This is a genomic window from Planktosalinus sp. (genome assembly GCF_059864935.1).
The window spans coordinates 1-13,033 of record NZ_JCBCCK010000270.1 but is presented as its reverse complement, the minus strand read 5'-3'; the positions used below and the strand labels follow the sequence as shown (position 1 = coordinate 13,033).

General features: G+C 38.8%; 15 protein-coding genes and 1 pseudogene. 9 read left to right on the top strand and 7 right to left on the bottom strand.

All coding sequences use genetic code 11. The annotated features are described in order from the left end of the window. Positions 1 to 457, bottom strand: a 457-nt coding sequence (locus AC6F75_RS09050) for an acyl-CoA dehydrogenase family protein (RefSeq protein ID WP_500714682.1), incomplete at its 3' end; no start/stop codon positions are given. A 225-nt stretch (positions 458 to 682) separates the two neighbouring features. Between AC6F75_RS09050 and AC6F75_RS09045 the strand changes: the two genes are divergently transcribed. Further along, positions 683 to 1,723, top strand: a complete 1,041-nt coding sequence (locus AC6F75_RS09045) for a Fic family protein (RefSeq protein WP_500714681.1) — start codon at positions 683 to 685, stop codon at positions 1,721 to 1,723. Positions 1,724 to 1,748: 25 nt separating this feature from the next. Here the strand turns inward: AC6F75_RS09045 and metK are convergent, their stop codons facing one another. Further along, positions 1,749 to 3,005 (bottom strand): methionine adenosyltransferase, encoded by a 1,257-nt coding sequence (gene metK / locus AC6F75_RS09040; RefSeq protein WP_500714680.1) that lies wholly within the window; start codon positions 3,003 to 3,005, stop codon positions 1,749 to 1,751. 267 nt (positions 3,006 to 3,272) lie between these two features. On the opposite strand from metK, the gene AC6F75_RS09035 reads away from it, so the two are divergent. Both AC6F75_RS09035 and AC6F75_RS09030 read left to right on the top strand, forming a co-directional pair. Then, positions 3,273 to 4,373, top strand: a complete 1,101-nt coding sequence (locus AC6F75_RS09035; RefSeq protein ID WP_500714679.1) for an acyloxyacyl hydrolase — start codon at positions 3,273 to 3,275, stop codon at positions 4,371 to 4,373. A gap of 50 nt (positions 4,374 to 4,423) precedes the next feature. Further along, positions 4,424 to 5,176: a GIN domain-containing protein gene (locus AC6F75_RS09030; protein ID WP_500714678.1), complete on the top strand. Its 753-nt coding sequence runs from the start codon at positions 4,424 to 4,426 to the stop codon at positions 5,174 to 5,176. Positions 5,177 to 5,192: 16 nt separating this feature from the next. Here AC6F75_RS09030 and AC6F75_RS09025 read toward each other — a convergent pair whose 3' ends face one another. Both AC6F75_RS09025 and AC6F75_RS09020 read right to left on the bottom strand, forming a co-directional pair. Then, positions 5,193 to 5,411, bottom strand: coding sequence for a PIN domain-containing protein (locus tag AC6F75_RS09025; protein WP_500714677.1), 219 nt, complete (start codon positions 5,409 to 5,411; stop codon positions 5,193 to 5,195). Positions 5,412 to 5,614: 203 nt separating this feature from the next. After that, positions 5,615 to 5,830: a hypothetical protein gene (locus AC6F75_RS09020; RefSeq protein WP_500714676.1), complete on the bottom strand. Its 216-nt coding sequence runs from the start codon at positions 5,828 to 5,830 to the stop codon at positions 5,615 to 5,617. Between the two features lie 155 nt (positions 5,831 to 5,985). Between AC6F75_RS09020 and AC6F75_RS09015 the strand changes: the two genes are divergently transcribed. Next, positions 5,986 to 6,288: a HigA family addiction module antitoxin gene (locus tag AC6F75_RS09015; RefSeq protein ID WP_500714675.1), complete on the top strand. Its 303-nt coding sequence runs from the start codon at positions 5,986 to 5,988 to the stop codon at positions 6,286 to 6,288. Between the two features lie 142 nt (positions 6,289 to 6,430). Here AC6F75_RS09015 and AC6F75_RS09010 read toward each other — a convergent pair whose 3' ends face one another. From AC6F75_RS09010 to gldA, 3 genes are all read right to left on the bottom strand, one after another. Beyond that, complete coding sequence (locus tag AC6F75_RS09010) at positions 6,431 to 6,730, bottom strand: type II toxin-antitoxin system RelE/ParE family toxin (RefSeq protein WP_500714674.1); 300 nt, start codon at positions 6,728 to 6,730, stop codon at positions 6,431 to 6,433. Positions 6,731 to 6,732: 2 nt separating this feature from the next. Beyond that, complete coding sequence (locus tag AC6F75_RS09005; RefSeq protein WP_500714673.1) at positions 6,733 to 6,960, bottom strand: addiction module protein; 228 nt, start codon at positions 6,958 to 6,960, stop codon at positions 6,733 to 6,735. Positions 6,961 to 7,053: 93 nt separating this feature from the next. Then, positions 7,054 to 7,959 (bottom strand): gliding motility-associated ABC transporter ATP-binding subunit GldA, encoded by a 906-nt coding sequence (gldA, locus tag AC6F75_RS09000; protein ID WP_500714672.1) that lies wholly within the window; start codon positions 7,957 to 7,959, stop codon positions 7,054 to 7,056. Between the two features lie 172 nt (positions 7,960 to 8,131). Between gldA and AC6F75_RS08995 the strand changes: the two genes are divergently transcribed. The 5 genes and pseudogenes from AC6F75_RS08995 to AC6F75_RS08975 form a co-directional block, all read left to right on the top strand. Beyond that, on the top strand, positions 8,132 to 9,232 hold the full coding sequence (locus AC6F75_RS08995; protein WP_500714671.1) for a chorismate mutase: 1,101 nt from the start codon (positions 8,132 to 8,134) through the stop codon (positions 9,230 to 9,232). A 4-nt stretch (positions 9,233 to 9,236) separates the two neighbouring features. Further along, positions 9,237 to 10,190, top strand: a complete 954-nt coding sequence (gene rsgA, locus AC6F75_RS08990) for a ribosome small subunit-dependent GTPase A (protein ID WP_500714670.1) — start codon at positions 9,237 to 9,239, stop codon at positions 10,188 to 10,190. Between the two features lie 53 nt (positions 10,191 to 10,243). Continuing rightward, positions 10,244 to 10,696 (top strand): D-aminoacyl-tRNA deacylase, encoded by a 453-nt coding sequence (gene dtd / locus AC6F75_RS08985; RefSeq protein ID WP_500714669.1) that lies wholly within the window; start codon positions 10,244 to 10,246, stop codon positions 10,694 to 10,696. Between the two features lie 143 nt (positions 10,697 to 10,839). Further along, positions 10,840 to 12,669 (top strand): DUF3858 domain-containing protein, encoded by a 1,830-nt coding sequence (locus tag AC6F75_RS08980; protein ID WP_500714668.1) that lies wholly within the window; start codon positions 10,840 to 10,842, stop codon positions 12,667 to 12,669. Between the two features lie 5 nt (positions 12,670 to 12,674). Further along, positions 12,675 to 13,033: pseudogene (locus AC6F75_RS08975) on the top strand (hypothetical protein); the annotation flags it as partial.

Genomic DNA, 13,033 nt, shown 5'->3' with positions numbered 1-13,033 from the left:
CATCCACACGGGCGAGTTCCTGAGCGATGATGCCTTCCAGTAAAAAGGATTTGTTTGGGCAGCCGTACCCTTTATAAGTGATGCCGGTAATATTGAGCTTGGCGAATTTTTCAATGATCTCAAAAGGGAATTTGGCCCGGTTCCAATGGTCATTGACCAGAGGTTTGACCTCGTCTTCCATGAAATTGCGCACTTTCAGTTGGATTTCACGCTCGTCTGGGGTAAGTTTTAAATCTAGGTTGTAAAAATCGCCATCTATGGGTGGAAGTTGGCGTTGCCCTTTTTTTGCTTTGGTAGTGAGCATTTTCAATAATCCTTTGAGCTGCCTTTCATCGAGCTTGCCTAAAGATTTTATTGCTTCTGAAAGGTCTATTTTTTTGTTGATTTCGGCAAGTTGGTCCAAATCAACAGAACGCAATAATTGAAAAGTACCTTTGATTTTTTGGAAGATGGACATGTTTTGGATTTAGATTCTTTAAAGATATACATAAAAGAAAAAAAGGGAGTTAAAGGAAAACTAAATTCCTGACTAAAAAAGCCATTTCATAGGGAATCGACTATAAGTATTCCAATATTTCTTTTTGTAAGTTTTAAAATACAGCTCAATTTAAATTAAAATTTAGCTCAAAAATTGTATTTATTGAGCCGTATTTACTAAATTTATGAGCTAAATGGTTTGCAAATGCAAAGTGAAAGGGAAAATAAAATTATAGAAATTATTCAAAACCATCAGGGAATTTCCTCAAAAGAGGTGTTTCAAGTTTTGAACTCTGCTATCAGTTATGCCACTGTCAAAAGGGTCTTAATGAAATTACAGGAGGATAACTATATTATATCCGAAGGTAAAGGAAAAGCGACTAAATATCTTCTTTCGCCGGTATATAAAATTCTTAAGCCTGTGGATATGGAAGCCTATTACACAAAAGAAATTGATGAAAGACAAATTAATACAGGTTTCAATTTTGATATAATCCCAACTACGTTGGCTAATTTTAGCGTGTTTACTGAAAAGGAGTCTAAAAGGCTTGAAGAATTACACGCTTTCTACAAATCCAATGTGGCACAACTTTCAGAAAATGAGTTTAACAAAGAGTTGGAACGGCTGGCTATCGACTTAAGCTGGAAGTCTTCACAAATTGAAGGAAACACGTATTCTTTACTGGAAACAGAAAAATTGTTGAAGGAAAAACAAACCGCATCAGGTAAGACTAAAGAAGAAGCGGTTATGTTATTAAACCACAAGGAGGCGCTGGATTTTATCATGGATTCTAAAGATTATTTGAATCCGCTTACCTTAGCAAAAATTGAGAATATCCATAGTATTTTGGTAAAGGAACTTGCTATTGAACGCAACTTAAGAAAAAGACGGGTTGGAATTTCAGGCACTAATTATCGTCCATTGGATAATGAATTTCAAATTTCAGAAGCGCTTAAAAATACTTGTGATGTTATAAACAATAAAAAATTTGTTTTTGAGAAAGCCTTACTGGCATTGGTGTTGATTTCCTATATACAACCCTTCATGGATGGAAATAAACGAACTGCAAGAATAGTAAGCAACGCTATCTTGATCCATGAAAACTATTGTCCCCTATCTTTCAGAACGGTAGATTCCATAGAATACAAAAAGGCAATTTTGCTCTTTTATGAACAAAACAACATCTCAAATTTTAAAGAACTGTTTATAGATCAATATGAATTTGCTGTAAACACCTATTTTTAAATTTGGAATGGTAAAATAGCGGTAATTACTCAAACCCAAACGCTTTCCGGACTTGCTCCACCATATCCAGCTTTTCCCAGGTGAAAAGTTCTACCTCGATTTCTTTTCTGCCGGAGTAGGGGCTTTCAAAAACTTTGGTGATGGTTTGCGGTTCGCGACCCATATGGCCATAAGCAGCGGTTTCGCTATAAATGGGGTTGCGCAGTTTTAAGCGTTTTTCGATAGCTGCGGGGCGCATGTCAAAGAGTTTGATGACTTGTTCTGCGATTTCGCCGTCTGTCATATTTAATTTGGAAGAACCGAATGTATTGACATTGATGGAAGTGGGTTCAACAACACCAATCGCATAACTCACCTGTACCAAAACTTCGTCGGCTATTCCGGCAGCTACAAGGTTTTTGGCTACGTGCCTGACAGCATAGGCAGCACTGCGGTCAACTTTGCTGGGGTCTTTCCCTGAAAAAGCACCACCGCCATGAGCACCTTTTCCGCCATAGGTGTCCACAATAATTTTTCTTCCGGTTAAACCGGTATCGCCGTGAGGTCCACCAATCACGAATTTTCCTGTGGGGTTGATGTGGTAAACAATATCGTCATTAAACAATTCCTGAACATATTCAGGCAATTGAGTTTTTACACGTGGAATTAAAATATTGATGATATCGCTTTTAATTTTGGCGAGCATTTTTTCATCCTCATTAAAATCATCGTGTTGCGTGGACACTACTATGGCCACAATTTTTTGCGGTACATTGTCGTCACTGTATTCAATGGTTACCTGGCTTTTGGAATCGGGGCGCAGGTATGGTATTTCTTTTTCTTCACGGCGAAGTGCAGCCAATTCGATTAAAATTTTATGGGAAATATCCAGTGCCAACGGCATAAAGTTGGCCGTTTCTGAAGTGGCATATCCAAACATCATTCCCTGGTCACCGGCGCCTTGTTCTTCTTTGTTTTCACGATCCACTCCTTGATTGATGTCTTGTGACTGCTCGTGAATCAAAGAAATCACACCGCAGGAGTCGCCACTGAATTTATAAGCGCCTTTGGTATAACCGATTTTGTTCACCACGTCGCGTGCAATTTGCTGCACATCGAGGTAGGTATTGCTTTTTACCTCACCGGCAAGTACTACTTGTCCGGTGGTAACCAATGTTTCGCAAGCCACTTTTGAAGAAGGGTCAAAGGCTAAAAAGTTATCTAAAAGGGCGTCGCTAATTTGATCTGCAACTTTATCCGGGTGTCCTTCAGAAACACTTTCTGAAGTAAATAAATAGGCCATACTTAAAATTTAAAAGTTTAAAAGTAAGGAAAAAAATTGACGTAAAAAGCGGGGGATAACCACTGTTTTAGCATTTTTTCACCAAATTGAATTGGTGACTCATTTGTGATGAGGTTCCGAAACGAGTTCGGAACAAGAGGTTGCAATCAGTCAAATTTTTCCTCGTGTGCAGCGCAAAAGTAGGTATTTAAAAACAATAAAAAAATACCGGGGAATAATTTCTGGAAACAACTTTTTAAAACGGGGAATTCTTTTATTTTTACGCCAATGAAATGGTTGCCTGCATTTATTCTGTCTGTAGTTTCCCTTGCTGTATTTTCTCAGGAAAGCGAAAATAGGGTTGGTTCAATAGAGGCACACTATTTTTACGGAACTATACTGGAACACAATCCTGACATTGGGCATTTAATTACCCACCACCCGGAAGGCTTTGTATTGCAATACAACATCAAAACTTTTGGCTTAAATGAATGGGAGCGACGACACAACTACCCCGACTGGGGGTTTACTTTTGCCTATCAGGATATGAAAAACCCAAATTTGGGCGAATTGTATGGCCTTTACAGCCACATCAGCTGGTATTTTTTGAAGCGCAATGTGAGGCTTTCCGTAAGTCAGGGGATTGCTTATGCGACTAATCCCTATCATCCTGACGATAATTATTTGAACAATGCTTTTGGTTCCTCTTTTATGAGTGCCACCATATTGAAATTGAATTATCACAAGGAAAATATTTGGAAAGGATTTGGACTTCAGGGAGGGATTTCACTTTTTCATTATTCCAACGGAAATTATACGGCTCCCAATACCAGTACCAATACATTTGCTTTTAATGTGGGTTTGAACTACAGTCTCAATCAGGAGGCTGTTCCGGATTTTATTCCGTTTGAACGTGAAAAATACAGCGAACCCATAAAACTGAATGTGTTGTTGCGATTTGGAATGAATGAAAGTGATGTGATTGGAATGGGAAAATTTCCCTTTGTGATTGTTTCGGCTTTTGCAGACAAAAGGTTGAGTAAAACCAGCACTGTTTACGCCGGAACTGAACTTTTTCTGTCCTATTTTCTTAAAGAATTGATAGATTATCGCACCATTGCTTTTCCTGAGGACAATATTACCGGCGATGAAGATTTTAAACGTGTGGGTGTTTTTGCAGGGTATCAAATGCGAATCAACAAACTGGCGCCCTTTGTCAATGCCGGTTATTATGTGTATTACCCGTACGATTTTGAAGGCAGGATGTACAACCGACTGGGACTTAAACGCTATTTTGGCGAAAAGGAACAAGTTTTCGGAATGATAAGTGTCAAATCACACGCTGCAAAGGCAGAAGCTTTGGAATTTGGGGTGGGGGTTAGGTTTTGAAAGAAGTATAAAGTTAGAAATTAGAAGTACAAAGTTTGATTTTTAAAATAATGAGAAGAATCATAATCAATTTAATTTTAGTGTTTGCTTTTACCGCCTGTGATTCAGACTCGGCATGGGATTGTGTCAAGGCTGCGGGAACAATCGTTCAGGAAGAAATCATTTTGGAAACTTTTGAAAAACTCGATGTGCGCCACCGGGTGCAGCTTATTGTCAAGCAGGGAGATACCCAAAAAGTAATCTTGGAAACCGGCGAAAACCTGAGGGGCAAAATCACGCTAAAAGTGGAAGATGGGGTCCTGCGTATTGATAACGGTAACAGTTGTAACCTGGTGCGTGATTATGGCATCACCAAAGTGTATGTCACTTCGCCCAACATCACCCAAATAAGAAATGGCTCCGGTTTGCCGGTGTTGAGTGATGGTGTGCTCGCATTTCCTTCGCTGGCTTTGATTTCTGAAGATACAGCAGTTGAAGGCGATATCCATACGGTGGGTGACTTTCATTTGCAACTGGATGTGCAAAATTTTTCTATAGTTGCAAACGGCAAATCCAATTTTTTTCTTTCCGGGAGTGCCGAAACGGCTTTTATTGGTTTGTACAGCGGTGACGGGCGCGTGGAAGCGGCAAATTTCATTGTACAGGATTTGAACATTTACCACCGCAGCAGCAACAAAATGATTGTCAACCCACGGCAGTCCATTCGGGGTGAAATACGCAGTGTGGGCGATGTAATTGCTGTTTTTCAACCGCCGGTGGTGGTGGTGGAACAGTTTTATACGGGGAGGTTGATTTTTGAGTAGAATATAAGTTGGAATTCTAGTTGTTTTCTCTAAAATTAAAGATGGTTTTTGTGTCAAAAGTCAAGTCAGCTCCTTTAATTTTTAACCCTGTAATTAATTTTTTATCACCTGTCCAAAGGCCACAGTTTAACTCTATAGATAAGGCGACAAATGGACTATCTTTTTCATCAATTCCTTTGGTTAAATCAAAAGCGAGTTGTCTAGTCTTTAATGGTATGTTATAAACATCAATCAAGGTTATATTTTAAAAGAATTCTTTTAAAAAATTTAAGTTCAATAACATTTAAGCTTGAAATTTTTAATAGTTTATCTTGATGAGTCTCCAATTCATCTAGAATAAAAGAGGGTGAAAAGAATTCAAAAGTATTAGTTTAATTTATGAGTAAGTCCGCAATTTTTCCGTTAGGGTTTAAAAGTCCACTGAATATGATATTGGTGTCAACGACAACTTTCACTCAGTAAATTTTTTTTATTTGCCTCCCACCAACTTTTTTTAGAATCTTCTGAAAGAAGATCAATTTCTTTTTGAGAAGCTTTACTTTTAGAGCCAATCTCTCGGAATTTTAAGTAGTCTAAAATGCGTTGCAGCCCGATTAAGTCAACATCTGCCGACAACCTTATGAGTATTTCGTTTTTTGTTCTTTCGATTTGCATATTCTAATTTAATGATTTTTTTTAAAACCAGGATTGAATTTTTTTAAGTGGACAAAATTTTATGGGGGTTGTCCATTTTTGTGTAAGTTTAGTTTGGGTTTTACAATCACCTGTATCTTAAAATAATTTTATAGCTTTATAAAAAAGTTTGGATTATGGAAAAATTAGCAAATGTACATCCCGGAGAAGTATTGTATTTTGAGTTTCTTCAGCCTTTGGAAATTACTGCCTACCGACTTTCCAAAGATTTGAAAATTCCTCAAACCCGGATTTCAGAAATTATAAAAGGAAAACGCCGTATTACCGCAGACACAGCTTTGAGGTTAAGCAAGTATTTTGGAAATTCCGCAAAATTCTGGCTTGGTCTTCAGGACGATTATGACTTTGAAGAAGAAAAACAATCCATTGATCCGGAACTCAACGACATAAAACATTTTGAAGATAAAAATGTAGCTTAGTTTGTGGCATTATTTTGAATATTACGCGTCAACTCCCTAAACAATTCCTCCAGATTTTTATATAGGGCGGGTGATTTTTCAATAAGTAAACAAAACTTAAAGGGAATGTATGACTTTGTTCAGGATATTGAGAAGCAATTACCTATGTTCTTTTGATCCATGATTTGGGATTGCTTTTCCCATGAAAAACACCAAAAACCAACAGGGTGTTTTTTTCAATTTTAAAATGTATTTGATATGGGAATTTGGAAAGGTTATAAATGCGGATTTGTTTATACTTGACCGCAAGTTTTTCAGGATGGAGTTTAATGTAATCCAATCCCTCCTCTAAATTTTCTATAAATCTGGTTTCAAGGTTTTCATAAGGGATTTCAGCATAGTAATCATAGGCTTCTTGAATATCCCAGGAAGCTTCATCAGATAACAGCAACCTGTAGTTCATTTTTATTTTAGGATTTTAGCCTTGGTTTCTTCCCAGGTGAAGAACTCGGTTTCGCCTCTCTTATAGCGTTCAAGTCTTTTGTCCAATTCCTCCTTTTGGGTTTCAGTCAATTCAGTACTTTCGTGTTTTTGATAACTTTCAGCTAACTCTTGTATCAAGTACAAAAGCTTGTCGTCAGCAGCCTGAACATATTCTAAAACTTTATTTTTTAAATCAGATTTATTGTTCATAATGAGTCTTTTAGACTTTCAAAGTTACAAAAAAATGCGAAATGTTGGAGTTGAATCAGTCTGAAATCCCCTGTAACTAAAGAGGTGATAATCTTATTTTTGAATAGAACCCGTCAACTCCCTAAACAATTCCTCCAGATTTTTGTTCTTGGTATTGAGTTGCAAAATTTTGAGTCCGTTATCGTGGGCAAAATCAAACACGGCCGGGCGCATGTCTTTTTCGGTGTCAAAGGTGAGTTCGTATGTAAAATCGTGGGTGTTGTTTACCTGTTTCACTTTGGGAAGTTGTTGTAAGGCCACCTCTTCCACACGAAAGTCAAACTCCACTTCAATCACCTGTTCTTGGTGTGCTTTTAGTTCGGTGATTGTTTTGTCGGCCACAATTTCCCCTTTGTTGATGATGATCACGCGGTCGCAAATGGCTTCCACTTCCTGCATAATATGGGTGGAGAGAAACACGGTTTTTTCCTTTCCGGCGTTTTTGATAAGCGTTCTTATTTCCACAATCTGGTTGGGATCCAGTCCGGTGGTGGGTTCGTCGAGAATGAGTACGTCGGGGTTGTGGAGCAGGGCATTGGCCAGTCCCACACGCTGTCTGTAGCCTTTGGAGAGGGCACCAATTTTTTTATGTGCTTCAGGACTTAGTCCGGTTTGTTCGATGATTTCTTCCACACGGCTTTTTGAAATTTTATAGATGGAGGCATTGAACCGCAGGTATTCCCGCACATACATGTCCAGATAAAGCGGGTTATGTTCCGGCAGGTAGCCCACACTTTTTTGCACGTCTTTTTTGTTTTCGGTTACAGAGAATCCGTTGACTGTTGCAGCTCCTTCCGTAGCGGGAATAAAGGTAGTCAGGATTTTCATCAAGGTTGATTTTCCGGCACCGTTGGGACCCAGAAACCCAACGATTTCACCTTTTTTGACTTCAAACGAAATGCCTTTCAGGGCTTTTTGTTCGCCATACATTTTGGTAATGTTTTCAACGGCTATCGACATGCTAATTTTTAATTAAAATAAGGTTTTACTGCTTTTGGCAGTCTTTTTACTGACAGATTTATTGTAATTTTGCCCTTTCCTTAAAACAGTAATTAACTGCTTTTATTTCGCTATAGCGAAAATATTAAATTTAAACCGGTTGTGCTTCATTTACGGAAATTTTAAACAAACTATGACAGAACCAATAACACGTCAAGATATTAAAACCAACTGGCTTGGGCAGATGCAACTTCCGCACCCGCTAATGATTGCAGGCCCGTGCAGTGCTGAAACCGAGGAGCAGGTGTTGGCCGTTGCCCATCAACTGAAAGAAAGCGATGCCACTATTATGCGTGCCGGTATCTGGAAGCCCAGAACACGACCGGGAAGTTTTGAAGGTGTCGGAAAAATGGGACTGCCCTGGTTGCAACGCGCCCGTGCTGAAACCGGCCTGAAACTTGCTGTTGAGGTGGCCAACAAAGCACATGTTGAAGTGGCCTTAAAAGCTGAAATTGACGTGTTGTGGATTGGTGCTAGAAGTACGGTAAGCCCGTTTATTGTTCAGGAAATTGCAGATGCTCTTGAGGGAACAGATACAATAGTGCTCGTAAAAAACCCTGTAAATCCTGATTTGTCACTCTGGCTGGGTGCTCTTGAACGTTTGCAAAAATCCAACATCAAAAACCTGGGTGCGATTCACCGTGGGTTTTCGACTTATCTGAAAACCAAATACCGCAATACCCCCGAATGGCAACTGGCCATTGATTTTCAAAACCATTTTCCCGGTTTGCCGCTAATTCTTGACCCTTCACATATGGGTGGGCGTCGTGACCTGATTTTTGACCTGAGCCAAACAGGATTGGACCTGAATTATGACGGGCTGATGATTGAAACCCATACCGATCCTGACAATGCCTGGAGCGATGCGACACAACAAATCACCCCGCAGCGTTTTAAGGAAATTATTTCACAACTTCAGGTGCGGACAGCCGAAGGTGGAACGGAAGACTTTAAACTTAAAATAAACCAACTTCGCAAACAGATTGATGCAATCGATTCGCAGATTTTATCTAATTTAGGAAACCGGATGAAAATTGCCGATGCCATTGGTAAATTAAAAAGCACTAACAATGTGGCCATTCTTCAGAAAGAACGCTGGAATGAAGTTTTAGAACGAATGAAATCACTGGGTTTAACTCAAAACCTGAGCGAAGAATTTATAACAGAACTCTTTAAAGCCATTCATCAGGAATCGATTGAACACCAACAAACCATCAATAAAAACAACACATAACCGCATGAAGGGAACCGTTTATAAATCCACCGGAAGCTGGTACACGGTTAAAGCCGAAGACGGTTTGTTCTATGAATGCAGAATCAAGGGAATTTTCAGGATGCAAGGCATCAAGAGCACCAATCCCATAGCTGTTGGAGACAAAGTGGTTTTTAAACTCCAGACCAAGGATGAAAAAACACAGGGCATCATCAATGAAATTGAAGAACGGGAAAATTACATCGTGCGCCGTTCAGTCAACCTTTCCAAGCGCACACATATACTGGCATCAAACATCGACCAGCTTTTCCTGGTAATTACGCTAAACAACCCGCCCACATTTACTTCATTTATCGATCGATTTTTGGTTACGGCAGAAGCCTATCAGATTAAAACAGTTTTGTTGTTCAACAAAATTGACACTTACAACGAAGAGGAGATTTTTGAAATTAAATACCTGGCTGATGTGTATAGAAAAATCGGCTATGAATCTCTGGGTATTTCGGCCAAGACCGGAAAAAACCTCGATGCGCTTAAGGAAATGATGAAAGATAAAGTGAGTATTTTTGCAGGTCACAGCGGTGTGGGAAAATCTACTTTGGTCAATGCCTTGGAACCGGGTCTTGAAATTAAAACCAAAGAAATTTCAGACCAGCACCGGCAAGGGCAGCACACCACCACCTTTGCCGAAATGTATGACCTGAGCTTTGATGCAAAAATTATCGATACCCCGGGTATAAAAGGATTCGGTGTGGTAGACATAGACAAAGAAGAGCTTAGTGATTATTTTCCGGAGTTTTTTAAGCTGAAAGAGCATTGTAAATTCAACAATTGTTTACATTTGAAAGAACCCGGTTGTGCCGTTAAAGAAGGCCTGGAAAACGGTGAGTTGGCCTGGTCGAGGTATCGAAGCTACATCCAGATTCTGGAAGGCGAAGACGAAAATTACAGAACCGATTTTTGGGAAGAAGAAACATAATAATTTAATTACAGTTCCCCCTCTCCTTTGGAGAGGGAGTCAGGGGGTGAGGAATGAGAGTAGTAATTCAAAGAGTCAGTGAAGCATCAGTCACCATAGAAGGGAAAAAGGTGGCACAGATAGGCCATGGTTTGTTAATCCTTTTGGGAATTGAAGAGGCTGACAATCAGGAAGACATTGATTGGCTGGTTTCAAAAATCGTAAAACTCCGGATTTTTTCTGATGAAGGTGGGAATATGAACCTTTCCATAAAAGATACAGATGGTGATGCCATCATTGTGAGTCAGTTTACGCTTCATGCTTCTACAAAAAAAGGCAACCGCCCTTCATTTATTAAAGCGGCAAAACCTGAGCAGGCCATTCCGCTTTATGAAAAATTTGTTGCCACTTTTGAGAAAGAACTGGGTAAACCCGTTGGAACCGGTGAGTTTGGAGCAATGATGAATGTTGCTTTGGTGAATGACGGCCCGGTGACGATTTTGATAGATTCAAAAAATAAAGAGTAAAAATTTTATTTTTTACTTGCTTTTAAACTTTAAGTTTATATTTTTGAAATCTTAAAGATTTGTTAATGCGGATTATATATTTATTAATCTTCTCTTTTCTTTTTTTCTATCCCCTATTTGCACAAAAGGAAGATTTTCAGACTATGAAATTGCCTGCAGAGTTAACCGACGCAGCCGATGCTGTTGTAAGATTTGATGCTGTAAATGTGAGTGTAAATTCAAGAAGAGATTTGAGAGTAAGTCAAAGAGCGGTTGTTACTGTACTTAATCAAGCTGGTGACAGACATGTTATAGACCATATCTATCACAGTAACAGTGTAAAAGTACATAAAGCGGAAGCAATTATCTACAATGCTTTGGGGAGAGAGATTAGAAAGCTGAGGAGACGTGATTTTAAAGACCGAAGCGCTGTGACCGGTGGCACTTTATATTCAGATGCCCGTTATCTTTATGTAGATTACACACCCACAAGCTATCCATATACACTTGAAATATCCTACGAAATTAGTTTTTCAGATTCATTTTATCTGCCCAATCATTATTTTGTTTATGGCTTTAATGTAAGTACTGAAAAAAGTAGTTTTACAATAAACTACAATCCCAATGAATTGTCGATTAACTTTAAAGAAAGTCTTTTGGATGAATATGCTGTTTCCAAAACAAAATTCAATGGAATACTCCATTATACAGCAGAAAATCTTCCTGCTATTCACTATGAAGAATATAGTCCTCCATTTAGGCAAATTGCACCAAAAGTCTTGGTAGCACCCACTTCATTTGTCTACGGAGGGATGAATGGGACGGTTCACAATTGGAATGACTTTGGTAGCTGGTTTTATAATAACCTGATAGCAGGCAGGGATAATGTTTCAGCCAGGACATTGGAAGAGGTGAGAAACCTGGTAAGCGGTGTTGAGGACGAGCTTGAGAAAGCCAGGATTGTTTATGAATTTGTGCAACGAAATACCCGATACATTAGTGTCCAGGTGGGTATTGGTGGGATGCAACCCATCACTGCAGGGGATGTTGACAAAGTAAAGTATGGCGATTGTAAAGGACTTTCAAATTACACCAAAGTCTTGCTCGAGTCGGTGGGAATAACGGCTTATTATACCCACATTCAATCTGATGAATTCCAGACAGATTTTGAAGAGGACTTTGCTTCTATTGAACAGGGTAATCATGTAATCCTGGCGATCCCACACGAAGGCGATTATAAATGGATAGAATGTACCAGTCAAACTTTGCCTTTTGGGTTTATTGGACTGGGCAATGACAACAGAAAAGCACTGCTCATTAAACCTGATGGTGGTGAAATTGTCAATACCCAGGCCTTTATTAATGAGGATAATTTAAGGAAAACAACTGCCGATTATCAACTGGATGAACAAGGGGGTTTTAAAGCCGGAGTAGAAATATTCAATCAGGGGTTGGCATACAGCATGTATGGATTAGAGCGTCATAATAGAATCGACCAGTTGCGTTACTATAACAAACATTTGAACCGAATTAATAACTTAAGGGTTGTTGATTTCAATTTTGAAAATGATAAAGATGCTGTCACGTTTACTGAAAACCTGACACTTGAAGCTTCAAATTATGGGGTAATTAATGGTGATAGGATGATTTTTAATATCAATAGATTGAGTGATCAAATAAGGGTGCCGGCGAGATACAGAAACAGAACTCATCCTGTTGTGAATAACAGGGGTTCTCATTATGTGGACCATTTTACCATCAAAATCCCTGAAAATTATGAAATAGAATTCCTGCCCAATAGCTTTATTAACAATACAAAATATGGAGATTACAGCGTGCTGGTCAAAAGGATTGATGAAAACACTATTTCTTACTCCAGAAATTTGTTAATCAGGCAAGGGCAGTACCCCAAGGAAGAATATGAAGCTTTCAGGGATTTCTTGAGGGAAGCAAGTATTCAGGACAACGCCAAAGTAGTTTTAATTAAAAAATAGATATTTTGAAAAAAAGTATAGTTGTAGGAGTGTGTGTTTTATTTTTCTGTTCAATTCAGGCTCAGCGCTATCAATATGGCAGAGTTTCAGATGACGAGGTTAAACAAGCCCAACACCACATAGACCCTGAGGCTCCTGCAGCGATGCTTTACAAAAAAGTAAGCACTAAATTGATATATGAAGATAGCTGGCATTATATTCATCAAGTAGAAGCCAGGCTTAAAGTTTATAATGAAAATGGATATAATCAGGCTGTTTTAAATATTCCATTATACTTAGGTGGAGATGGGAAAAGAGAAATTATTTCAAATATTAAAGCAAACACTTACAATTATGAAAGTGGCAAAATTAACAGGGAGAGATT